Origin of the sequence: Curtobacterium sp. PsM8 (genome assembly GCF_030433875.1) — a bacterium.
GTDB lineage: Bacteria > Actinomycetota > Actinomycetes > Actinomycetales > Microbacteriaceae > Curtobacterium.
Window position 1 is genome coordinate 1 of the sequence record NZ_JARUXD010000021.1, and the last position, 22,764, is coordinate 22,764.

Below are 22,764 nucleotides of genomic sequence, written 5' to 3' on the forward strand. Positions count from 1 at the left end.
CCCCCCCTCATTTTTTATCCTCGCACACGACCGCCACCGTGATTTTGGGGTTGGGCTGGTGGGCGCGTTTTTTTTATTAAGCGTGTGCGCCCCGCGGGCACCGGGCCTCCCGTCCGTCGTGGGCCGGGCCCGTCGGGCGGGGCCCGTCGGGCGTCGGGACACGCCCGGGGGCTGACGCCGAGGGGTCACGAAGTGTCGTTCTGGAGGCGTGGGACACGCCCGGGGCCTGGCGCCGAGGGGTCACGAAGTGTCGTTCTGGAGGTGCGGGACCGACAGTTCGTGACCACTCGGCGGAGGTGAGCGGGGTGTCGTGACCGGTCGGGGCAGGCCGGCGGGACCCGGCACGTCTACCCGGCGCAGCTACCCGCAGGACCACAGCTACCCGGCGATGTTGGCCGTCACCGCGTCGATGTAGGCTGCGCGCTCCTCGCGGGAACTCGGGCGACCCGGCACGCCCGGGCGCTCCTCCCACGGCAGCGGCCCGGACTCGTGGCGGTACTCGATGCCGAGCGCGTCGAGGCGTGCCAGGTGCTCGGTCAGGCGCTCCCGGAAGTCCGCGACGTCGCGCGGGCCGGCGACGTCCGCCGACCAGAGCGCCTCGGACAGGGCGACCACGCGCGGGAACAGCTGGTAGTCGAGCCGTCGGACGGTGTCCACGTGCTCGGTCCACATGTTCGCCTGCCCGCCGACCACGTGCGCCCGCTCGGCCTCGGTCAGGGACTCGGGCACCGGGTCGAACGCGTAGACGTCGTCGACGGTGAGCACGATCGACACCGGGATCGGCTCGTTCGGCAGGTCGCTCTGCCGGTAGTCGAGGTACACCTGGTCGTCCGGGGTCGAGATGACGTCGTGCCCCCGACGGGCCGCCGTGACCGCACCGCGCATGCCGCGCCAGGACACCACGGTCGCGGACTGGGAGAGCGTGCCGCCCTCGAGGATCTCGTCCCACCCGAACGCCCGGCGTCCGTGCGACTCGATGTGGGCCGCGAGCTGGCCGACGATCCAGGCCTGCAGCTGCTCCTCGTCCTCGAGCCCGAGTTGCCGGATCCGCTCCTGCGTGCGCGGGTCGTCCTCCCACTGGTCCTTCGGGCACTCGTCGCCGCCGAGACCGATGTACGCGGACGGGAACAGCGCGATGACCTCGTCGAGCACGTCCTTGAAGAACTGCACCGTGCTGTCGTCGGCGTTGAGGACGTCGTGCGCGATGCCCCACTCCGTCCAGACCCCGACCCGACGCTCAGGGTGCACGCCGAGCTCCGGGTAGGCGGCGAGGGCGGCGCGAACGTGTCCGGGCGTCTCGATCTCCGGCACGACGGTCACGAAGCGGTCCTCGGCGTAGGCGACGATCTCGCGGATGTCGTCCTGCGTGTAGAAGCCACCGTGCGGGCGGCCGTCGTACCCGGCGACCTGCAGCACCCCGTCGGCGTCGGGGACGTGGGCGCCGACCTGGGACTCGCGGCGCCAGGAGCCGACCTCGGTCAGGCGCGGGTACTTCGTGATCTCGATGCGCCAGCCCTGGTCCTCGGTGAGGTGGAAGTGCAGGCGGTTGATCCGGTGTGCCGCGAGCTGGTCGATGACGCGCAGGACCTCGGCCTTGGTCCGGAAGTGCCGGGCCACGTCGAGCATCACCCCGCGCCAGGCGAACGCGGGGGCGTCCTCGACGACCGTCGTCGGCAGCGTCCACGCCGCCGTGCGCACCTGCCCGCGGCGGTACACGTCGGCGGGCAGCAGCTGCAGCAGGGCCTGGACACCGTAGAACACACCGGCCGGGCCGCCGCCCTCGACGGTGACCCCGTCCGGCGTGACGGTCAGGCGGAAGGACTCCTCGCGGCTGTCACCCGGCCCGGCGGGCAGGTCCTCCGGCATCGTGGCGATCGTCAGCGCGATCACGGGGGCGTCGGCGTCGTCCGCGCCGAACAGCGGCAACCGCGTGGAGGCTCGGAGCACCTGCTGCAGGTACTGTGCGGTCGACTCGGTGGCGGCCTCGGCGCGGACGCGTGTGCGCTCGTCGATGGTGAAGGTGCCGGACGAGTCGTTCCGGGATCGCGGTCGGGGGATCAGCATGTCGGTTCACCATTCCTCAACGGTCTTTCGTAATGTGGAGATTATGGCGACGCACTCGAGCATGTCAACGATCGGCAGCTCCCCGGCCCTGCTCCGCAGGATGAACTCCCGCGCGGTCCTGGCCGAGCTGTTCCGGGCCGGACCCGACGTCGGGGACCCGGGGCGGGCCTCCCGGACGGTCACCGAACTCGTCGCCGCCGTCGGGCTGACGCGCCCCACGGTCGAGGCCGCGCTGACCGACCTGGTCGCCGAGGGCTGGGTCGAGGAACTCAAGGCCGTCGCCACCCCGAACCGCGCCGGACGCCGCGCCCGCCGGTTCCGCATCGACGCGCGATCCGGACTGGTGCTCGGCATCGACCTCGGCCTGCACGCCGTGGTCGGCGTCCTCGCCGACCTGCACGGCGACCCGGTCGCCCGCACCGAGCAGTTCGCCCCCACCCTGGCCCCGGTCGAGCAGGCCGTGGACGCCGTCCGCGAGGTCGTCGACCGCCTGGTCGGCACCCTGCCGCCCGGACGACTGCTCGCCGTCACCGTCTGCGTCCCCGCGATCATCGACCGCGCCGGCCGCATCGTGCACTCCGTCGCCGCGCCCGAGTGGCAGAGCGGCGGCATCACCGACCGCATCGCCGCGCTGGTCCCCGACGCGGTCACCGTCTTCGAGAACGACGCGAAGGCGGCCGCCCGCGCCGAGGCCGCCTGGGGGCGCCTGCACGGCGTCCGCGACGGCCTGCTCCTGGTGATGGGGCGACAGATCGGTGCGGCCCTGGTGGTCGGCGGCACGGTCGCGCAGGGAGCCCACGGCGCCGCCGGTGAGGTCGGTGGGATCGCCGCGACCGGGTGGCCGGCTGCGGCACGCGCCCTGGAGGCCCGGACCGGCTCCGGCTCGGACCTCCCGTCCGCCGCCGGTGACGGCCGTGCCGCCGTGCGGGCGCTCGCCGCGGACGTCGCCCCCGGGGTCGCGCAGCTCGTCGCCGCGGTGGACCCCGAGGTCGTGGTCGTCGGCGGCGAGGTGCTGCCCGACGGCGAGGAGTTCTGCACCGCCCTGGCCGGTGAACTCGAGCGGACGCCGGGTCTGGGGCTGCCGGGCGCCGCCGGGGTGCCGGTCGTGCCGTCGGGCCTCGGGCGGGACGCGGTGTCGCGCGGAGCGGTGGCGCGGTCCCTGGCGACGGCTCGGGCGGAGCGGCTCGGGCTCGGGGCGGAGCTGCGCACCGGCGTCGTCTAGCGCACCGGAGTCTGTCAGCCCGCTCAGGCAGGCTTGGCGGATGACGACTGCCGTGCCCTCGACCGTCGCCCACACCGGCGTCCTGACCGCATCCTCCGGCTCCGGGGGTGGACCGGACCCCGACATCGGTGGGCTGACCGGCCTGGTGCTGCAGGTCATCGACGCGATGGGGGAGTGGGGCGTCGCCCTGATGCTCTTCATCGAGACGGTGTTCCCGCCGATCCCGTCCGAGGTGATCCTGCCCCTCGCCGGGTTCCTCGGGGGTGCCGGCCGGATGGACCTGACGCTCGTGCTGGTGCTGGCGACCGCCGGGTCGTACCTCGGGGCGCTGGTGCTCTACTGGCTCGGCGCGGTGATCGGCTTCGACCGGACCGTCCGCTGGTTCGGCAAGCTGCCGCTGGTCGACGAGGACGACTTCCGGAAGGCCGCGTCCTGGTTCCACCGGCACGGCAAGAGCGCGGTGTTCTTCGGCCGCCTGGTGCCCGTGGTCCGCAGCCTGATCTCGCTGCCCGCCGGTGCCGACCGGATGCACCTCGGCACGTTCACCCTCTTCACGGTGCTCGGCAGCGGGCTGTGGAACTCGGTCCTGGTCCTCGGTGGTGCGGCCCTCGGCACCCAGTACGAGCGCATCGAGGCCTACACCGACTGGATCGACCGGGCCGTGTACGCGGCGGTCGTCGTCATCGTGGTGGCGTTCGTCGTCCGCCGGGTCCGACGAGGCCGGGCCGCAGCGCGGTCGACCGCGTCGGAGTAGCGGACCGACCGCGTCGCGGGAAGGGGCCCTACGCCTTCGTCAGCGCCGACTCCTTGTGGGCGGCCTGCTTGCCGGACTTCTCCGACTCGATGATCCAGTACGGGTCGTCGTCGGTCGGCTTGAAGTGCTGACCGTCGAACTCGAAGTCCGCGGTCTTCTTCTCGACGAGCTTGCCCGTCGTCTTCCCCTGGGACGTGTTCCAGTGGACTTCGTCGCCCTTGCGCATCTCGGCCTCCCGCCTCGTCCGGACCGGCTGTCCGGAGCCCGGACGGTACCCGGGCACCCCCGGCAGTCGCCGACACCATCCCGGTTACGCACCGGGGACGCGAAGACGGGTCACATTCGCGTAACCCCGCCTCGGATCGGCAGGCCCGCGCGTACCGTGGCAGAGGAGTCAGACCGCGATCACCGACGCGGTCCCCGAACTCCCAGAGGATCGAACGACACCATGAGCATGGCCATCGGCAGCGCACGAGCGGACACCGTCCTGGCAGGACGCTACCGCCTCGTCAAGCTGATCGGCACGGGCGGCATGGGCTCCGTGTACGAGGCTCGCGACGAGCACACCTACCGCGCGGTCGCCGTGAAGATGTTCGCGACCCCCGAGCGGATGACCACGGCCGACCGGGTCCGCCAGGAGCGCGAGATCCGCCTGCTCAGCATGCTCTCGCACCCCGGCCTGATCCCGCTCTACGACGCCGGCACGCACGACTTCGAGGACGGCCCGCACCGCTACATCGTGATGGAGCTCATCGCCGACGCGACCCTGCTGCGTCGCCTGGCCGAGGGGCCGCTGCACAACTACGAGGTCGCCGACCTCGGCGCACAGCTCGCCGACGCCCTGGCCTACGTGCACTCCCGCGGGATCGTGCACCGCGACGTCAAGCCCGCGAACATCCTGCTGAGCGACGAGGGCGCCTCCGGGTTCGTCCGGACCGTCAAGCTCACCGACTTCGGGGTCGCGCACTTCGTCGACGGCTCACGGCTCACCAACGACGGCACGATCATCGGCACCGCCGCCTACCTGTCCCCGGAGCAGGTCGCCGGCGAACCGATCAGCTACGCCACCGACGTCTACTCGCTCGGCCTGGTGCTGCTCGAGGCGCTGACCGGCGACCAGGAGTACTCCGGCACCGTCATCGAGGCCGCCCTCGCCCGACTGCGTCGCGACCCGCACGTCCCCGACTCGGTGGCGTCCGAGTGGCGGGAGCTGCTCACCCTGATGACGTCCCGCGACCCGGCACGTCGGCCCACGGCTGTCGCCGTCGCGCGTGCCCTCCGGGGCGGGTCGACGCAGGTCACCGGACCGGTGCCGCTGGGGCCCGAACGGGAGGTCCGCCGCAGGGAACACCGCATGCACCGGGCCGCTCACCGGCACGCCCGGCGCGGGACGTTCGACGTGGTGCGGCGTTGGCGCCGACGGAACGTCCTGGCCGCGTCGGCCACGGCGCTCGCCGTCGCCGCTGCCTGCGTCGGCTGCTACGTCGTCGGCGCGTTGCACTGACCAGGACCTGGCCGGACGGTCCGAGCATGGTCGGGCTCGTCCACTGGGGCCGATCAGGCAGGATGGGTGCATGAGCGACCAGCGATGGATCAAGATCTGCGGCCTCTCCACCCCGGAGACGGTCGACGCCGCCGTCGAGGCCGGTGCGGACGCCGTCGGGTTCGTCTTCGCTGCCGGCAGCCCCCGCACCGTCACGGCGGACACCGCGAAGGAGCTCGTCGAGCGCCTGCCGGAGGGCATCGACGCCGTCGGGGTGTTCCGGGACCAGCCGATCGACGAGGTCGTGGGCATCGCCTCGGCCGTCGGGCTCACCACCGTCCAGCTGCACGGCCGCGAGTCCGCCGCCGACTTCGCCCGTGCCCGCGACGCCGGCTTCTTCACGATCCGCGCCCTGGCCGCCGCCGACTACCTGGCCGAGACCGCCGACCAGCGCGCCGCGTTCGACCACGACCTGCTGCTGCTCGACGCGGCCGTCCCCGGCAGCGGACACCTCGTCGACCCGGCGACCCTGACCGGCACCGTCGACGAGGCCTGGATCCTGGCCGGCGGCCTCACCCCGGAGAACGTCGCCGGGCTCGTCCAGCGCCTCGACCCCGACGGCGTCGACGTCTCGAGCGGCGTCGAGTCGGAACGCGCCGTCAAGGACGTCCGCGCGATCCGGGCGTTCGTCGAGGCGGTCCGCAGCATCCCCTGAGGCGGGCGGTCTCTGAGACGCGGGGCGGGCCTCCTGGCCGGGTCCCTGCTCGTCAGGCCGTGCGGAGCGCTCGTCAGGCCTTGCGGAGCGTCGGGATGAGCTCACGGAGGAACGCGTCGGTGTCCTCCCAGCCCTCGACCGCGTGCGTGGGCACGCCCAGGGCCTTGACCGGGTAGTCGTTGCCCTCCGGGTCGAGCCGGTCGCCGACGAACAGCATGTCCGACAGGGCGATGCCGGTCAGCTCGGCGAGGCGCTGCATGCCGTACGCCTTGTCGATGCCCTTGCGGGTGATGTCGATGCTCGTGGAGCCGCCGGATCGGACCTCGAGGTCGGGCAGCTCGGCCTGCACCAGACGACGAAGGTCGTCCTTCTTCGCACCGGTCGGGTCCCAGCGCTTCTTGACGTCCACCGGAGCCGACTGGCCGAGTGCCGAGAACGTGATCTGTGAACCGCGGTCCTCGAGGATCGCGCCCCAGGTCTCGGACTCCCAGTAGCCGGCGGCCTTCGCCTGCGCCTCCACCGCGGCGAGGGCGCGGGCCTTCTCGTCCTCGGTGAGGTCCTCGGCGTACTGCAGGGTCCAGTCCAGTTCCCACGCGTAGTACCGGGTACCGCACGTCGGCATGAGGTGCAGGTCGTCGAGGCGCAGCCCCGGTCGCTTCCGGAGCGGCGTGACGAGCTGCTGCTCGAACTGCTGGAAGTTCCCGCCGCTGATGACGGCGACGGGGACGACCTCGAGCAGGGCCGCGAAGGTCTCGAGCATCTGCGGATCGAGCGGGGACTTCGACGGGGCGAGCGTGTCGTCGAGATCGAAGGCGACGAGGCGAGGTGCAGGCATGCCCTCGATCATGCCAGGCGGCTACTCCTTGACGAGCACGACCTCGTCGAGGGGGATGCGGGTACGCGGGGCGACCTCACGCTCGGCGGCCTTCTCGTCGAGGACCGACGGGTCGGCGACGGTGCCCACCGCGGTGACGGTGAACGGCACGAAGCGCTCGGGCAGGTCGAACGCGGCGGACAGGCCCGCGGCGTCGATGCCGGCCATCTGGTGCACGTGCAGGCCCTCAGCGTGCGCCTGGACGGTCAGCGCCGCGAGCGACTGGCCCAGGTCGTACTCGGCGAAGCGCAGGGGCTCGCCGTCCTCGTTCGTGGTCTCGAGGATCCCGACGACCAGCGCGCTGGCGCGGAACGCCCACGCGGCGTTGAAGCCGAGCAGGTTCTCGGTGACCTTGCGGAACGCGTCCGTGCCACGGCGGGCGGCGACGAAGCGGCGGGGCTGCAGGTTCATCGCGGACGGGGCCCAGCGGGCGGCCTCGAGGACGGCGTCGAGCTGCGCGTCCGTCATCGTCGCGGTCTCGTCGTAGGAGCGCGGGCTCCACCGTTCCTCGAGCAGGGGGACGAGGGGCTGGCTGGAGTCCGTGGAGCGGGAGAGCGTCGTCTGCGTGGTCATGGTTGCCGGAACAACCGCCTGCGCGCGGCTATTTCCGTCCGGGCCTGCGAAGATGGGCAGGATGAGTGGCGTCCTGATCGGCTTCGCGATCATCGCCGCCGTCATCGTCACGGGCTACGGCGTCGGTCGCGCCGGACTCCTCGGACCCCACGCGCAGTTCGTGCTGAGCCGGCTGGCGTTCTTCGTCCTCATGCCGTGCCTGCTGTTCCACACGATCGCCACGGCCGACGTCCGGACGCTGTTCTCCCCGATGCTCGCCGTCTCCGCGATCACCGCGCTGTCCGTCGCCGCCGGCACCGCCCTGGTGTTCGGACTCGTGCTCGGGCGTCCGCTCACCACCACGACCGTCGGAGCGCTCGCCGCCTCGTACTCGAACGCGAACAACATCGGGCTCCCCGTCGCCGTGTACGTGCTCGGGCAGGCGACCGCGGTGGTGCCGGTGATCATGCTGCAGCTCGTCGTGATGGCGCCGATCGCCCTGACCGTCCTCGACGCGGCCACGGCCTCCGGTGGCGGGTGGCGACGCCGCGTGCTCGGGCCGGTGTCGAACCCGCTCATCATCGCGTCGCTGCTCGGCCTGCTCTGCTCGGTCACCGGGGTGCAGCTGCCCGACCCGGTCCTCGAACCCTTCGCCCTGGTGGGCGGCGCCGCGGTCCCCGTCGTGCTGCTCTCGTTCGGGATGAACCTGCACGGCGCCGCACCGCTGCAGGACGCGGCCACCCGGGTCGACGTGCTGCTGGCGAGCGGGGTGAAGCTCCTGGTGATGCCGACGGTCGCGTTCCTGCTCGCCCGGTACGCGTTCGGGTTGGACGCCGAGCACGTGTTCGTCCTGACCGTCCTGGGCGGGCTGCCGGCGGCGCAGAACGTCTTCAACTACGCCCAGCGGTACGGCGCCGCGGTGCCGGTGGCGCGGGACGTGGTGCTGCTCACGACCGTCGGGTCGGTGCCGGTCCTGGTCGGGATCGCGGCGCTGCTGCACCCGTAGACGGGGCTGGCGGGAGGCGCGTGGCGGGGCCGGGGCGCGCCTCCCGTCCGCCTGGCGTGCCGTCGGGTTGCCGCCGGCCGCCTGACGCGCCGTCGGGTTGCCGCCGAGTGGTCACGAAGTGTCGGTCCCGGCCGGCCGGAGCGACAGATCGTGACCGCTCGGCGGAGGTGAGCGGGGTGTCGGGGCGCCGGAAGCGGCGCCGACCGGTCGGAGTCGACCGGGCGCAGTCGAGGCGGCCGGTCGACGCAACGGGAGGCGCGCACCCGGCTGGTGCGCGCCTCCCGTCGCTCGTCGGTGCAGGCCGGTGCACCGCGGTTGCGTCGCGGTCAGCGGCCGCGCTCGGCACCCTCGATGCTGACGGCGGCGCCGTAGTCGAGGTCCACGGACCGGTCCGGGCCGACCGCGATGCCGTCGAGGAGCTGCTCGACCGTAACGGTGTGCACGCCGCCGGCGTTCGGGGCCGGCACGTCGACCGTGAACGCGCCACCCGCTGCCTCGTCGCCTGCGGTGACCGGGTCGCCGACCGGTGCACCGTCGCGGAGCAGCTGGACGGTCGCGCCGGGGACGGCCGTGCCGGTGACCTGCGCGGGGCGGGTGACGTCCTCGTCGAAGCGGTCGGCCACGTCGGCGAGGTCGGCCGCGTCGAGCTGGACGGTGCGCTCCTCCTGGCCGACGATCGAGCTGCCGATGAGCTGTTCGATGACGAGCGTCTGCTCCACCCCGACCGGCAGGTTGCGCAGCGTGGTCGTCCACGTCGAGTCGTCACCCGCGGCACGGGTGGCGACGGAGTCGATCGGTGCGCCGTTGATGGTCACGGTCGCTCCGGGGATCTTCGTGCCGGACAGCGTGATGCTCCGATCGGCGACGTCCGCCACGGGGTCCTCGACGGACCACGAGTCGGAGTAGTCGTCCTCGGCGGCGAGCTGGGCCGCGTCGTCCGACGAGCCGACCACGACACGACCGTCGTCGCCGAGTGCGAGGTACCAGTCGCGGTTCGACCGCGACTGCAGGACGGTGCCGCCGGTCCGCTCGACGGCGGTGAACTGCTGGGCCCGGTCGCTGGTGCGGCAGGTCGAGAGGATGACCCGTCCGTCCAACGCCGCGCTGCTGGCCGGCTGGACGCAGCGGTTGCCGTTCACGACGACCTGCGCGGTCGTGCCGGTCTTCGGGAGCGCCCACGAGAGCGTCTTGGCCGTGGCCTGCTCAGTCGGCTTCGAGTCCCACGTGATCTCCTGCAGGAGACCCTCGCCGGAGCGGACGGGCTCGAGCGCGACCGCTTCGCCGGCCGTGGCGCTCGTGAAGAGGGCGCGGCCACCGCGGAGGTCCTTGTCCTCGACGATGGGCCAGACCAGTGTGGGGTCGGTCGGTCCGACAGGAGGCGCACCAGCCTGCTGCGGGGTCGCGGCGATCTCGTCGTTGTCGACCGCGATGAAGACCGTGGCGATGGAGAACTCGCCGGCGAACGAGAGCCCGAAGACGCCGTCCGGACGTGCCGTCGTGCGGTACTCCTTGTCGTACACGTCGACGACGCGGATCCGTGCACCCGGGTAGGTGGTCCCGATCACGGTCTGGCGGCGGTTGCCCGCGCTGCCCTTCTGCCAGATCTTCAGGTCCTCCGGTTCGGCGAGTGCCTTGCGGACCGTGGCGTGCGCGGGGCTGGTCTGGCGGTCGTCGTCCGTCACCACGAAGGCGTCGATGTCCCACCGCCCGTCCTCGACGGTGAACTCGACGTCGGCGGTGCCCGCGGTGACGGCGGTCGTGGCGACCACCTCGTCGTCGTCGGCGTTCCACGGGTCGTTGCGGTCGACGACGGTGAGGGTTCCGGCGGCGCTGGACTCGATCGTGGCGGTCACGTCGTTGCGGTCGACGTCGAAGCGGGGCCGGTCGCCGGAGGTGCTCTCGGGCGCTGCACCGTCGACGGCGGTGATGGTGGTGCTGCTGCCCGGGATGACCGGGAGCTGGGGGATGGTGGCGCTGGTCTGCGCGCCGGTGGTGTTCGCGGTGGCGGTCTCCGGCGCCGTGGCGGTCCCGGCGCACAGGGCGGCGGTCAGCACGGCGGTGCCGAGGAGGAACGGGCGGTACTTCACGGAAGGCCTTTCGAGGTGAGGGGGGGGGCTGTCGGCCGTGGGGTCAGGACGCGGTGGGCGCGTCGACGGTGACACCGGCGCCGTAGTCGATCGTCACCGTGGTCGGCGTCCCGACCGCGGCGCCGTCGAGGACCTGCACGACCGCGAACTCGTGCGGACCGGCTGCGTTCGGAGCCGGCACGTCGAGCACGAAGGAGCCGGCGGCGTCACCGTCGGCCGCGGCCGTCGTCGTGGCACCCTCGACCGGGACCCCGCCGTCGAGCAGCTGGATCGTCGCCCCGGGTTCGGCGTCGCCGGTGATCTGGGCCGGGAGGGTGACGTCGTCGCGGAACGCGCTGGTCACGCCCGAGAGGTCTCCGGCGTCGATGCGGACGGTCTGCTCGCTCTGGGCGACGACGACGCCGTCGATGAGCTGCTGGACCTCGAACGTGCGGGCCTGTCCGATCGGCAGGTCGTGCAGCGTCGTGCTCCAGGAACCGCCCGCGGCGATCGCACGCGCGTCCTTCGCCGACCGGGCGCCGGTGCCGTTCTCGACGGGGGTGCCGTCGACCGTGACGACGGCACCGGGGATCGCGGTGCCGGACAGCCGGACCGAGCGGTCCGCCACGGACGGGGCGGGCTCGTCGACCGACCACGAGGACTCGTACTGGTCGACGTAGGCGAGCACCGCCGCGTCGGCCTCGTCACCGAGGACGATCATGCCGTCGGCGCCGAGGGTCAGGTAGCGGGACTCGTCCGATGCCAGGCGCAGCAGCGTGTCGCCGTCGCGCAGGACCGCGGTGAAGGTCTGGCTCGGGTCGCCGTCCTCGGCACGGATGCAGGCCGCGGAACGGAGCGAACCGTCGTCTCCGGCGGTGACGCAGGTGTTGCCTTCGAGGATGATCGGTCCGGACACGTCGACGTTCGGGATCGACCACCCCACGGCGTTGTTGCCCGCGATGTCCTCCGGGCCGAGACGCCACTGCAGCCTCGCGCTGGACGCACTGGTGAGGTACGCGCTCTCACGCCCTTCCTCGCCGCCGACGAAGAGACCGAACAGGGAGCGGAGGTCCCCGAGGTCCACGATCGGCCACACCAGGGACGGGTCGCCCTCGCCCGGCTCGACCTGCTCGAACGGGACGACCTGGGTGCCGTTGGTGAGCTCGTTGTGCTCGACGATGACCTGGGTGCGGCCGGTCGACCCGAAGTAGCTGATGCCGAATCGGCCGTCCTCTCGCGAGCGCGTGGAGTACCGTTCGCCGTCGTCAGTCACGATCTCGACGCGCTCGTTCGCGTAGGTCGAGCCGGTGACGGTGATCCGCTCGTCCGTGCTGCCCGCCACGTCCGAGTACGTCCCGGCGAGGTCCTGGACGTCCTGACCGCCGACGGCGAGCGTGAACCGCTCGGGCCGGGTGCGCTGCCCGTCCGCGGTGACGACGTACATCGAGTAGTCCCAGTTGCTGTCCGGCACCGCGAACGAGACGTCGCTGGTGCCGGCCTCCACCGGGGTCTCGAGGACGACGGCGTCGTCGGTCGGGTCGTAGGGATCACCGTGTTCGACGACCGTCAGGGTGCCGTCGTGACTGGAGCGCAGCGAGAGGTCGATCGGGACGTCGTTGTCGATGTCGTCGTCGTCGTCCGGGACGACCCAGAGCGGCAGGTCCTGCCCGTACTCGGTCTCCCACTCGCCGTTGACGGTGTAGAGCAGGGTCGTGGAACCCGGGATGTCCGGGTACTCGGGGATGATCTCGCGCTGCGCTCGGGAGTCGTGCGCCGCGGTGGTCGTCGTCGCCTTCGTCGCGGTGGTGTCGGCGGGGGCGGCGTCGGCGGTGCCCGCCAGCGCGAGTCCGGAGGCGATGGTCGCGACGAGGGCGGTGGCGCCCGCGAGGGTGGGTCGGTTGTGCACTGTGGTCCTTCCCGAACAGCTGGGGTGCTGGTCGTCAGGATCACTACTCTCTCATGTCAAATGTAAAATACATCGACGGTGAGGGAATCGACGCCGATCAGAAGATCATCGGGCGGTCGTCGTCGAGCACCGTGTCGAGGTCCAGGTCGACCGACACCGGCACGTGGTCGCTCGGGGCGTCGCCCTTGCGCTCGTCGCGGTGGATCGTGGCCCCCACGGTGACGTCCGCGAACGCCTGCGACCCCATCACGAAGTCGATGCGCATGCCCTCGTTGCGGGGGAAACGCAGCTGCTTGTAGTCCCAGTACGTGTAGCCGGTCGGCACGAGGGGGCGGACGACGTCCTGCAGCCCGCGCTCCTCGAACGCCCGGAACGCCGCGCGCTCGGGCTCGCTGACGTGGGTGGAGCCCTCGAAGACCCGGACGTCCCAGACGTCGTCGTCGAAGGGGGCCACGTTCCAGTCGCCCATCAGTGCGAGGGGCAGGTCGGGCTCGGCTTGCAACCACTCCGTCGTCCGGTCGGCCAACTGCGCCAGCCAGTCGAGCTTGTACGTGTAGTGCGGGTCGCCGAGCTCGCGGCCGTTCGGGACGTAGAGGCTCCACAGCCGGACGCCCTCGACCGTCACGCCGATGGCACGGGCCTCGACCGGCAGGTCCGGACCCTCCTGGCCCTTGAGGAAGCCGGGCTGGCCGGGGAAGTCCCGCGTGACGTCCGCCATCGGCAGGCGGCTGGCGAACGCGACGCCGTTCCACTGGTTCAGGCCGTGCGCCTCGACCGTGTAGCCGGCGGCCTCGAACGCCTCGACCGGGAACTGCTCGGGCTTGCACTTGATCTCCTGCATGCCGAGGACGTCGACGTCCTCCCGCACCAACCAGTCGACGACCCGGCCGACTCGGGTGCGGACGGAGTTGACGTTCCAGGTCGCGACGCGCATGGGATCGAACCTACCGGGAGCGGCCGAACGCCCGCCCCGACAGCAGCGGGGCACCCGCCCAGGAGGCCCGCCCCCTGTCCGCGGGCGCGCTCCGGTGGCAGGGTGTTCCCTGGACGCACATCCGACCAGCACCACAGGAGGCACTCATGGCAACGACGGCGGACTCCGACCGCGTGGACGGCACCACCACCGGCAGCACCACGACCCAGGTGACCGCGAAGGGCCGCACGGTCATCGACGACGCGGTCGTCGCCAAGGTCGCCGGCATCGCCGCTCGCGACGTCCCCGGCGTGGTGGCCCTCGGGGGCAACACCGCGCGGGCCTTCGGCGCGATCCGCGACGCCATCGGCTCGAGCGACCTCGGGCAGGGCGTCCGCGTCGAGGTCGGCGAGACCCAGGCCGCGGTCGACCTGACGCTCGTCGTCGCCTACCCGATGCCGATGCAGGAGGTCGCCTCCGCCGTCCGGCAGGCGGTGACCGACGCCGTCACCGACCTGGTCGGACTGCAGGTGACCGAGGTCAACATCGCGATCATCGACGTCGACATCCCCGCACTCGACGCTCCCGCCGCCGCGCCCGAGACGCGTGTCCGGTGAACACCACCGTCGTCGGCATGGCCGTCGGGGCGGTCCTGGCGGTCGTCGCCCTGACGCTCGGGTTCTGGGCGTTCGTCGTGGTGGCGGTCGCGATCGCACTCGGTGGGCTGATCGGGCGGATCGTCAGCGGTGACGTCGACGTCCGTCGTCTCCTCGACGTCCTCCGCGGGCGTCGGAGTTCCTCGTGAGCGCAGCCGCGCTGCCCGGCACCGACCGGATCGCGACGCCTGCCCTCGTCCACACCGCGCAGGCCATCGCCGCTGAGGCGCTGCGTGCACCCCTCCGGGAGGTCCGTGCCCGGGTCGTCGACGACGGTCGCGGTGCACTGGCGGTCGAGGTCACCAGCCCGCTGACCCTGCCCGCGCTCGGCTCGCACGCGGTCCCCGACGAGCCCGTCCTCGCGACGGCGCACCGGGCCCGTGCCGCGATCGCCGAGCGGTTCCGGACGATCACCGGACGGAAGGTCGAGCGCGTCTCGGTGACGTTCTCGTCCGCCGTGTTGGACGTGCCGCGGAGGGTCCGGTGAGCCCGGCAGACACGCGTCCGGCAGGCACGGGTTCGGCAGACTCGCGTCCGGCGAGCACGAGTGACGGGAGCAGTGCCGCGCCCGGGTCGGCGCTCGTCACGAAGGCCCCACCGGCAGACGCCGATCGCTTCCTGCGCCGCATCGTCCGTCGCGAGACCTCGGCGCCCCGGACCCCCACCGTCGTCGTCGCGATGGTCCTGCTCCTGGTGGTCGCCGCGGCCGTGGGGACCGCCGCGGTCGTGGCGCTGCTGGACGAGCGCATCGCCGGCGTCGACCCCCGTGCCGTCGTGGACGCCGCAGTCCGTGTCCCGGGCGGTCTGCTCGACGCGGTCGTCGTCGCCATCGGTGCCGCGATCGCCCTGCTCGGCCTCTGGTTCCTGCTGCGCGGGGTCCTGCCCGCGCGTCGACCCCGGCACACGATCCGCTCCGCCCGACTCGGCGTGGTCGTCGACGACGAGGTCCTGGCCTCCGCCGCGGCCCGCGCCGCACGCTCGGCCACCCGCCTGGCGCCGGACGCAGCCGTCGGCTCGGTCGGCCGACTGACACTCGACGTCGTCCTGCTGCCGGCCTCCGGCCTGGACGTCGCCGTCGTCGCCGCCACCGAGGCCGTCGAGCGCGAACTGGCCGCAGTCGACGCCGTCCCGCCGCTCACTGCCCGGGTGCGCGTCCGCTCGACCGGTCGGATCGACGGATGAACGGCACGAACCGCACGCTCGGCCGCGTCGTCCTGGTGCTGGTCGGGCTGGTGTTCCTGGCGCTCGGCACCGCCGCCGTGCTGGTGCAGTTGCTGCCCGCCGCGGCGGACGTCTGGCGCACGACAGCGGACCGGACGCTCGGCGGCCTCCGCACCGGTGCGGCCGACACCTCGGCGTGGTGGTGGGCGCTCGGCGGGGCCGTCGTCCTGGGCGTCCTCGCGCTCCTCGTCCTCGGCTCGATCGGGGGTGGCCGGACCGGCACCGTGCTCGAGGACGACGGGCCCGACGGCGGGCTGCCCGGGCAGGTCCGGATCGAGGCGGCCGCCGTCGAGCACGCCCTCTCGGCCGCGATCACGCCGCTGCCGCAGGTCGCGTCCCTGGCGGTCGATGTCCGCCGCGTCCGCCGCCGCACCGCCGTCCGGATCGTCGTCCGCACCCGCCGCGGGGCACCACCCCGGGACGTCGTCGACCGGGTCGAGGACGTCGTCCGCGACCTCGACGCACTGCTCGGGCAGCGACTGCCGGTGCTGCTCCGGATCGTCCGCGGCGGATCGTCGCGGCCCGACCGGGTGCGCTGAGCCGTGGCGCCGACCGACGACCTCGCCGGCCGTGGCGGGCAGCCAGACGCGCCGGTGACCGTGCCGGACGCCGTCGCCGAGCTCGCCGCCGGCCGGACCCTCGTGCCGGTGTGGGTGAACACCGCGGGTGGGAAGACCTTCCGGATCGGACCGTCCCCCGACCGTGCCGAGGGGTACGTGAAGTGGGTCCCGCCGCACTACGCACCGTGGGTCGCCGCGGAGGTCGCGCGCCTGCAGTGGGCCGGCCGCTGGCTCACCGTGCCGGAGGTCGTCGACCACGGAGCGGACGGGTCCGGCGCCTGGATGGTCACCCGGCCCGTCGTCGGCTGGAGCGCGGTCGACCCGCGGTGGCACGACGAGCCGCGCACGGCGGTCATCGCGGTCGGTGAGGGGCTGCGGGCGCTGCACGAGACCCTGCCCGTGGCCGCCTGTCCGTTCGTCTGGTCGACCGACGAACGGGTCGACCGTGCACTGGCAGCGGGGCGGGACGTCGACGCGATGGGGTCGACGCCGGAGACCGACCAGCTGGTCATCTGCCACGGGGACGCCTGCACGCCGAACACGCTGGTCGGCGACGACGGCCGGTGGGTCGGGCACGTGGACCTGGGCGCCCTCGGGGTCGCGGACCGGTGGGCGGACCTGGCGGTGGCGTCGATGAGTCTCGGCTGGAACCACGGACCCGGCTGGGACGACCTGTTCCACGAGGCGTACGGGCTGCCGCAGGACCGGGACCGGACCGCCTGGTACCGGATGCTGTGGGAGCTGGACGTCGACGACGTGGACGACCCGCGGGGTGCGGCAGGAGCCTCCCGGCCCTGACCGGACGACTGGCCGCGACGACGGGCCGGGCCGCGGTGACGGGCCGGGCCGCGGTGACGGGCCGGGCCGCGCAGCCCGACGCGGTCTAGAAGCCGACCCCGCGTGCGGCCATGAAGCCGACCGGGTTCACCGTGCCGCCGCCGACGTGCGTCTCGAAGTGCAGGTGGCAGCCGGTCGAGTTGCCGGTCGAGCCGACGAGGGCGACGAGCGCACCCGCCCCGACCTGCTGCCCGGGGGAGACCCGGAAGCCGCCGTCGACGATGTGGCCGTACGCGGTCTTGACGCCGCCACCGTGGTCGATGCGGACGTAGTTGCCGTACCCGCCGTAGCGGCCGACGTACTCGACCGTGCCGGCGGACGCGGCGACGATCGGCGTGGAGCAACCGCTGCCCAGGTCGAGGCCGTCGTGCATGGCGACCGCGCCGGTGTAGGGGTTCACACGGACCCCGTAGCCGCTGGTGATCCAGCCGCCGGCGGGACGGACCCAGCCCGACCCGGAGCCCGAGCCGACGGGGGCGCCACCGCCACCACCGGAGGACGAACCGCCACCGCCGCCGCCGCCCTGGTTCGCGGCGGCTGCGGCGGCCGCAGCCTGCTGGGCACGGAGCTGACGGGCGATCTCGGCCTCGAGCGCCTTGCGCTTGCGCTCTTCCTCCGCCTTGCGGATCCGCTCGCCCTTCTCGTACTGCGCCTCGGTCGTGGCGCGACCCGAGGTCAGCGAGGTGAGCTGCGCTTCGAGCCGGGACTTGTTGCCCTCTTGCTCGTCGGTGGCGGCCTGCGCGCGGTCGGATGCGGCCTGCGCCTCGCCCATCCGGTCCTGCGCGGCCTGGGCCAGGTCCGCGAGCTTGAGTGCGGCCCGGTCGGCCTGGGCGGTGAGGGACCGGGCGACGGAGGCGTCGGTGGTGGCCGCGGTCTCGACGCGTTCGGCCTGCTCGGACAGCTTGCTCAGCGCCCCGAGGTCGTAGAGCAGGTCGCGGGAATCCTCGCCGCCGGTGATCACGCTGGTGGTGACGTCGGCGCCGCCGGAGCGGGCCATCTGCGCGGCGAACCGGCCGGCCTGCGCGGCGCTCGCTTCGGCGATCTCGGCGTGCTCCTCGGCGTCGTCGCGGAGGGCCTGCTCCTTCTCGGCCGCACGGAGCGCCTTGCGCTGCGCGGCCTCGAACACCTGCCCCAGCCGCTCGGCCTCGGCCTTCGCAGCGTCGGCTCTGTCGGACAACTCCGCGATGAGGCCGCGGATCTCGACGATCTGCGACTGCTTCGCGGACTCCTTGCCCCGGGCCGCGACGACGTCGTCCCACGACGGGTACGAGGCCGCCTGGGCGACCGGCGCGTCGAGCACGAGCGAGCCGACCAGGCCGGCGATCGCGAGCGCGGTGGCGAGCAGGCGTCGACGGCCCGCCGAGGCGGAGCGGGGACGGGGAGCGGGGACCACGGAGCGAGACATCGGAACGGAGCCTATACATCCACACAGGTGGAACCCTGCGGCGACGCTCCGCTGTGGAGGACTCGGGCACGCAGATCGGCCTGTGGAGGACGAGTACCCCGTCGCTGAGCCCGCGGGCGGCCGGGCTCAGAACCCCCGGTCGCGCAGGATCTGCTCCGCCGACCCGACGACCCGCTGCCGCAGCACTTCCGCGCCCCGGGTGCCCGCGTAGTCGTAGACGTCGTACCCGGTGCAGTGCGTGATCGTCGCCGGGCGGCCGAGCGAGTCCTCGACCGGCGTGGTCCAGACGTCCCCGGACCCGATCACGACGTAGTCCGGTCGCGCGTCCCGGTAGGCGCCGAGGTCGACGAGCCACGGGTACGTGTCGAACGAGTCGCGGACCTGCAGCAGCCGGACGTCCTGCTCGGCGTAGGCGGCGAGCGGACGCACGGTCCAGAACTGGCCGACGCCGACCGGGTCGCGCCCGTCGCTCCGCTGCGCGTCGACCCAGCGGTCCAGGCAGGTCACCGGGGTGTACCGCGCCACGGCGACGGCCCGGACGGTGCCCGGCGTCACGGCGACGCCGAGGACGAGCACCGCTGCCGCGGCGACCGCCAGCGCGGTCCGCAGGCCGCGCACCGGTCGGTGCACCCGGGTCCGGCGGACCGCGGTGCGGGTGAGCTCGCACACCGCGACGACGGCGAGCAGCGGCATCGCGACGACCGGCTCGAGGTAGCGCGGCGTCTCCGATCCGGCGACGACCACCCCGACGGACACCGCCACGATGGTCACGAGGGGCAGCGCGGTCGCCACGAGCACCGTCCGGGAGGTCCGTGCACGCCAGGCCCAGACCGTGCCGCCCGCGCTGAGCAGCACCCCGAGCAGCATCAGGAGCAGCCCGGCGTCCCCGGCCGCCGACGCCGCCCGGTCGTCGGTGAGCGACGCGAAGAAGGCCGCGGTCGCCCCGGCCTGCTCCGGGTGCACGTAGGTCGAGGGGTCGAGCGAGACGAAGGGCCGCAGCGGGATCCGCAGGAGGTACCCGACGACCGCACCGAGCGTCAGCGTCGCCGCCACCCAGACTGCCGGTCGCCAGGGCACGCGGCGGGCGAGTGCGAGCAGCGCCAGCGTGACGACGACCGGTGCCGCCGACCACGGCACGTACAGCGGGTTGGAGGCCGTGCTCAGCGCCGCCACGAGGCCGAGCGTGACGAGGACGGGGACCGAGGCTCGCCCGGTGCGGACCGCCCGGAGCACCAGGACGGCGGTCCCGAGCATCGCGAGCACCGCGCCGTAGTAGTAGGTCGTGGTGAGGAGGAGCGAGGCCAGCTCGAGCGAGGTCGCGGTCGCCGACGACTCCGTCAGCACGAGCATGGTGAGCAGGACCACGGCGATCACCGACACGGCGACGCGTGCTGGTCGCGTGGCCGACGGCATGAGTTCGTTCGCAGCCCCCCGCACGAGCGCGTACACGGCGAGCAGCACGAGCACCCCGTTCAGCGCCAGCGCCTGCTGCGGTGTCGTGGTCACCGCCGCGGTCGCCAGGTACACCGGCAGCTCGGGGAAGAAGAACAGCGCCGGGGACATCGCCCACTCGAACGGCTGCCCGAGTGCGATCGAGCGTGCGACCAGCGGCAGGAGCACCGAGTCGCCGTCGTACCAGAGCAGCGTGACCCGCGCCGTGGCGAGCACGTGCCGCAGCGCCACCACCGCGAGCACCAGGGCGAGCACCGCTCCGACGGCCTCGTGCGCGACCGCCCGGGCGAGGGCGGATCGCGGGCGGCGGTCGCCGGCCTCGATCGGTCGGACGCCGTCCCGCGGACGGGCGAGGGGCATGACCGGAGCGTACCGGCGTCGGCATCGGAGCAGCCGGACAGTGCGCCCTGCGGGAGTGCACAGCACAGCCGGGTGGGCGCGGAACGGCGGTCGCCGCTACCCTTGACCCTCGTGACCCACGCGCGCGAGCAGTTGATCGAGCACATCAAGGCCGATGCGGTCTTCCACGGCGACTTCACGCTGACCAGCGGGAAGCAGGCGTCGTACTACATCGACCTCCGCAAGGTCAGCCTCGACCACCGCGTCGCGCCGCTGATCGGCCAGGTGATGACCGACCTCATCGCGAGCATCCCGGACGTCGACGCCGTCGGTGGTCTGACGATGGGCGCCGACCCGATCGCGAGCGCCGTGCTGCACCAGTCGGCAGCGCGCGGTGGCTCGTACGACGCCTTCGTCGTCCGCAAGGAGCCCAAGGACCACGGCCGCGGCCGCCAGGTCGAGGGCCCGGACGTCCGCGGCAAGCGCGTCATCGTGCTCGAGGACACCTCGACCACCGGCGGCTCGCCCCTCAAGGCCGCCGAAGCACTCGAGCGTGAGGGCGCCGTCATCGCCGCCGTCGCCGTCGTCGTCGACCGGGACACCGGCGCCAAGGAGAAGATCGAGGCAGCCGGCTACCCCTACCTCGCGGCGATCGGGCTGGCCGACCTGGGGCTGTCCGCGTGACCGAGGAGCGTCCGGAGGGGCGCGACGAGTCCGACCGGTCGGTCGCGCCCGAAGACGGGGGCGACGGACAGGAGGCTCGGCGCGGTCCCGATCCGGACGCTCCGTTCCACGGTCTCCGCAGTGCGGCCGACATCTTCGGTGCGCCGATCACGGAAGAGGAGTGGCCGTCCCGCCGCGAGCGTCGGGAGGCCGAACGGGCCGCCCGGCAGGCGGGGCAGCCCGAACCCGAGCCCTTCACCGCCCCGGCCTCCGTACCCGCGTCAGCCCCGCAGGCCGACCACGAGCAGGCGGACCACGAGCCGCACGCCGACGAGCCCGATGAACCCGCTACCGAGGTCGACCCTGCGGCGACCCAGGCGATCTCGATGCCCGAGCAACTCGCGCTGCCCGGTGGCGTCGCCGGCCGGGTACCGCCGCCCGCCGCCGTGCCGCCGGTGTCGAACGCGCCGGACCCCCGTGCCATCACGCTGCCGACCGCGCGCTCGGACCGCGACCTCCGTGCCGCCGAGGCCCGGGCGATCGAGGACGAGCGCCGCCGCACCGACCCGGACGGCGTCGGGCGTGACGACGTCGACTGGCTCGGCCGGGCCCGTCCGTCCGCGACACCGCTGCCGCCCGAGTCCGTGCAGTCCGCGCCGGTGCCCCCGTCGTTCCGCGGCGGTCCGGACGCGCAGCCGCTCGGGGTGCAGGACGCGCTGCCGCCGACGTCCGAGCCGCCGACCTTCACGGAGCTCCTCCGCCTGGGCGACGACGTCGACGCCGCTCCCCAGGCTGACCGTCCCTTCGACTGGTCCCTGCTGGACGACCAGACCGGCGAGGTCCCGACGACCCTGACCCGCGACGCCTTCGACACGAACCTGGTCGCGGCGGAGTCCTGGGCGACCGGCACCGGCCTGGGCGCCGAACCGGTCGACGAGTCGGCGAGTGCGTCCGCCGCACCCGCTGCCCCGGCGCCCGCTGCCCCGGTTCCCCCGGCCGCTGCCAGGCCGGCGGTGGCACCGACGGCGGGCACCGTGCCGGACCACGACCGGGCCGACGAGCGCACCACCCCCTCGGGCTCGAGCTGGTCCCTCAGCGACGACGCGGCCCGTACCGGCGAGGTCTTCCCCGGCGACGTGGACGTCGTGGTCCCTCGTGACACGACGGTCGACGCGCCGGACGCCGACACCCGCGCCGCCGACGCCAACGACGACGCCGACGACGACCTGGCCGACGACCGCGGTTCCGCCCCGACGGCTGCGTTCTCGCCGCGGTCCGCCGCCGCGGTCCCGCCGCCCGCAGTCCCGTCGCCCTCGGTGCTGCCGACCCCCGCGGTGCCGTGGTGGGAAGCCGACGACGACGGCCCCGACCGACGATCGGCCGTCCCACCGCTCGTGGAGCCCGCACGCCAGGACCCGGCACGCCAGGACCTCACGCGCCAGGACCCCGCACGCCAGAGCCCCGCATCGCAGGACCACGCCGCCGCATGGCCGATGCCGGACTGGCAGACGCCGACGGCAGCGGGCCCCGCCGGCGACGACGACGGCACGCCGAGCCCGCGCGGCCTGGCGCCCGAGGACATCGACCAGTCCGAGTGGCAGGGCCGCGAGACGAGCGACACCGGCGTCATCAAGGACCTGTTCGGCACCGAGGCGATCCAGCAGCTCCGCGACGCCAGCCCCCGGGAGGACACCAGCACCCGGATGATGCCCGCCGTCGCCCGACCCGAGCAGCCGGCAGCAGCAGGCTCCGGAGCGAACGCGGCCGATCGCGACAACTTCATCAACGAGGGCTTCGCCCGCCTGCAGAACGAGGGGCGTCGCGGCAAGCAGCTCCTGGTCTACGGCTCGATCGCGATCATCGTGGTGCTGCTGGTCCTCGTGCTGCTCATCACCACGTGGATCCGCGGCAACACGATCGACGACCACCCGGCGTCCCCGTCGAGCAGCCCGGCCGCAGCGCTCTCGGTGCAGCCGCCCGGCAGCGGCGGCTGACGGACCCCGACGCACCACGTGACGGACGGGAGGCTCCCCACCAGCTGGTGGGGAGCCTCCCGTCTGTCAGCCGGTCGCGATC

The 22,764-nt window shown here is 73.4% G+C and carries 22 protein-coding genes; 13 read left to right on the plus strand and 9 right to left on the minus strand.

Annotation, left to right across the window (positions count from 1 at the left end; translation table 11 throughout):
• Window positions 1–378: 378 nt before the first annotated feature.
• The gene (locus QCD68_RS06920; protein ID WP_301222500.1) at window positions 379–2,064 is read right to left on the minus strand and encodes a beta-N-acetylhexosaminidase; all 1,686 of its coding nucleotides are present in this window, start codon (window positions 2,062–2,064) and stop codon (window positions 379–381) included.
• A gap of 61 nt (window positions 2,065–2,125) precedes the next feature.
• Here QCD68_RS06920 and QCD68_RS06925 point away from each other — a divergent pair, with 61 nt between their 5' ends.
• Both QCD68_RS06925 and QCD68_RS06930 read left to right on the plus strand, forming a co-directional pair.
• The gene (locus tag QCD68_RS06925) at window positions 2,126–3,286 is read left to right on the plus strand and encodes an ROK family protein (RefSeq protein WP_301222501.1); all 1,161 of its coding nucleotides are present in this window, start codon (window positions 2,126–2,128) and stop codon (window positions 3,284–3,286) included.
• Between the two features lie 40 nt (window positions 3,287–3,326).
• Window positions 3,327–4,040, plus strand: coding sequence for a DedA family protein (locus tag QCD68_RS06930; protein WP_301222502.1), 714 nt, complete (start codon window positions 3,327–3,329; stop codon window positions 4,038–4,040).
• Window positions 4,041–4,068: 28 nt separating this feature from the next.
• Here the strand turns inward: QCD68_RS06930 and QCD68_RS06935 are convergent, their stop codons facing one another.
• Window positions 4,069–4,266, minus strand: a complete 198-nt coding sequence (locus tag QCD68_RS06935; protein ID WP_301222503.1) for a DUF2945 domain-containing protein — start codon at window positions 4,264–4,266, stop codon at window positions 4,069–4,071.
• Window positions 4,267–4,488: 222 nt separating this feature from the next.
• Here QCD68_RS06935 and QCD68_RS06940 point away from each other — a divergent pair, with 222 nt between their 5' ends.
• Entirely contained in the window at window positions 4,489–5,544 is a 1,056-nt protein-coding gene (locus QCD68_RS06940) for a serine/threonine-protein kinase (protein WP_221850061.1), read from the plus strand.
• A gap of 70 nt (window positions 5,545–5,614) precedes the next feature.
• Complete coding sequence (locus tag QCD68_RS06945) at window positions 5,615–6,238, plus strand: phosphoribosylanthranilate isomerase (RefSeq protein WP_301222504.1); 624 nt, start codon at window positions 5,615–5,617, stop codon at window positions 6,236–6,238.
• A gap of 73 nt (window positions 6,239–6,311) precedes the next feature.
• Here the strand turns inward: QCD68_RS06945 and QCD68_RS06950 are convergent, their stop codons facing one another.
• Together QCD68_RS06950 and QCD68_RS06955 are read right to left on the minus strand one after the other, a co-directional pair.
• Window positions 6,312–7,073, minus strand: a complete 762-nt coding sequence (locus QCD68_RS06950) for an HAD-IIB family hydrolase (RefSeq protein WP_111075921.1) — start codon at window positions 7,071–7,073, stop codon at window positions 6,312–6,314.
• A 21-nt stretch (window positions 7,074–7,094) separates the two neighbouring features.
• A complete protein-coding gene (locus QCD68_RS06955) occupies window positions 7,095–7,685 on the minus strand; it encodes a nitroreductase family protein (protein ID WP_111075894.1) in 591 nt (196 codons plus the stop codon).
• A gap of 61 nt (window positions 7,686–7,746) precedes the next feature.
• On the opposite strand from QCD68_RS06955, the gene QCD68_RS06960 reads away from it, so the two are divergent.
• On the plus strand, window positions 7,747–8,670 hold the full coding sequence (locus QCD68_RS06960) for an AEC family transporter (RefSeq protein ID WP_301222505.1): 924 nt from the start codon (window positions 7,747–7,749) through the stop codon (window positions 8,668–8,670).
• Between the two features lie 326 nt (window positions 8,671–8,996).
• Here QCD68_RS06960 and QCD68_RS06965 read toward each other — a convergent pair whose 3' ends face one another.
• The 3 genes from QCD68_RS06965 to QCD68_RS06975 all read right to left on the minus strand — a co-directional run bounded on the left by QCD68_RS06965 (window position 8,997) and on the right by QCD68_RS06975 (window position 13,576).
• Window positions 8,997–10,757, minus strand: a complete 1,761-nt coding sequence (locus QCD68_RS06965) for a hypothetical protein (protein WP_301222506.1) — start codon at window positions 10,755–10,757, stop codon at window positions 8,997–8,999.
• Window positions 10,758–10,800: 43 nt separating this feature from the next.
• Window positions 10,801–12,642 carry a hypothetical protein gene (locus tag QCD68_RS06970; RefSeq protein ID WP_301222507.1) on the minus strand — a complete coding sequence of 614 codons (1,842 nt, stop codon included), beginning with the start codon at window positions 12,640–12,642 and terminating at the stop codon, window positions 10,801–10,803.
• 97 nt (window positions 12,643–12,739) lie between these two features.
• Entirely contained in the window at window positions 12,740–13,576 is an 837-nt protein-coding gene (locus QCD68_RS06975) for an exodeoxyribonuclease III (protein ID WP_301222508.1), read from the minus strand.
• 146 nt (window positions 13,577–13,722) lie between these two features.
• Here QCD68_RS06975 and QCD68_RS06980 point away from each other — a divergent pair, with 146 nt between their 5' ends.
• Genes QCD68_RS06980 through QCD68_RS07005 form a run of 6 tightly spaced genes read left to right on the plus strand, consistent with a single transcriptional unit; the run spans window position 13,723 to window position 16,790 of the window.
• Window positions 13,723–14,172: an Asp23/Gls24 family envelope stress response protein gene (locus QCD68_RS06980; RefSeq protein WP_301222509.1), complete on the plus strand. Its 450-nt coding sequence runs from the start codon at window positions 13,723–13,725 to the stop codon at window positions 14,170–14,172.
• Window positions 14,169–14,360, plus strand: coding sequence for a DUF2273 domain-containing protein (locus tag QCD68_RS06985; protein ID WP_111075900.1), 192 nt, complete (start codon window positions 14,169–14,171; stop codon window positions 14,358–14,360). The genes QCD68_RS06980 and QCD68_RS06985 overlap by 4 nt, the downstream gene beginning before the upstream one ends.
• Window positions 14,357–14,698, plus strand: a complete 342-nt coding sequence (locus QCD68_RS06990) for a hypothetical protein (RefSeq protein ID WP_301222510.1) — start codon at window positions 14,357–14,359, stop codon at window positions 14,696–14,698. Before QCD68_RS06985 ends, QCD68_RS06990 begins: the two co-directional genes overlap by 4 nt.
• On the plus strand, window positions 14,695–15,393 hold the full coding sequence (locus QCD68_RS06995; RefSeq protein ID WP_301222511.1) for a hypothetical protein: 699 nt from the start codon (window positions 14,695–14,697) through the stop codon (window positions 15,391–15,393). The genes QCD68_RS06990 and QCD68_RS06995 overlap by 4 nt, the downstream gene beginning before the upstream one ends.
• On the plus strand, window positions 15,390–15,971 hold the full coding sequence (locus QCD68_RS07000; RefSeq protein WP_221850069.1) for a hypothetical protein: 582 nt from the start codon (window positions 15,390–15,392) through the stop codon (window positions 15,969–15,971). The genes QCD68_RS06995 and QCD68_RS07000 overlap by 4 nt, the downstream gene beginning before the upstream one ends.
• Before the next feature lie 3 nt (window positions 15,972–15,974).
• The gene (locus QCD68_RS07005; protein WP_301222513.1) at window positions 15,975–16,790 is read left to right on the plus strand and encodes an aminoglycoside 3'-phosphotransferase; all 816 of its coding nucleotides are present in this window, start codon (window positions 15,975–15,977) and stop codon (window positions 16,788–16,790) included.
• Between the two features lie 85 nt (window positions 16,791–16,875).
• Here the strand turns inward: QCD68_RS07005 and QCD68_RS07010 are convergent, their stop codons facing one another.
• Together QCD68_RS07010 and QCD68_RS07015 are read right to left on the minus strand one after the other, a co-directional pair.
• Window positions 16,876–18,234 (minus strand): peptidoglycan DD-metalloendopeptidase family protein, encoded by a 1,359-nt coding sequence (locus QCD68_RS07010; RefSeq protein ID WP_290156345.1) that lies wholly within the window; start codon window positions 18,232–18,234, stop codon window positions 16,876–16,878.
• 126 nt (window positions 18,235–18,360) lie between these two features.
• Window positions 18,361–20,046, minus strand: a complete 1,686-nt coding sequence (locus tag QCD68_RS07015) for a hypothetical protein (RefSeq protein ID WP_301222514.1) — start codon at window positions 20,044–20,046, stop codon at window positions 18,361–18,363.
• A gap of 111 nt (window positions 20,047–20,157) precedes the next feature.
• Between QCD68_RS07015 and pyrE the strand changes: the two genes are divergently transcribed.
• Complete coding sequence (gene pyrE / locus QCD68_RS07020; RefSeq protein ID WP_111075923.1) at window positions 20,158–20,709, plus strand: orotate phosphoribosyltransferase; 552 nt, start codon at window positions 20,158–20,160, stop codon at window positions 20,707–20,709.
• Window positions 20,706–22,682, plus strand: coding sequence for a hypothetical protein (locus tag QCD68_RS07025; protein ID WP_301222515.1), 1,977 nt, complete (start codon window positions 20,706–20,708; stop codon window positions 22,680–22,682). The genes pyrE and QCD68_RS07025 overlap by 4 nt, the downstream gene beginning before the upstream one ends.
• Window positions 22,683–22,764: the final 82 nt, after the last annotated feature.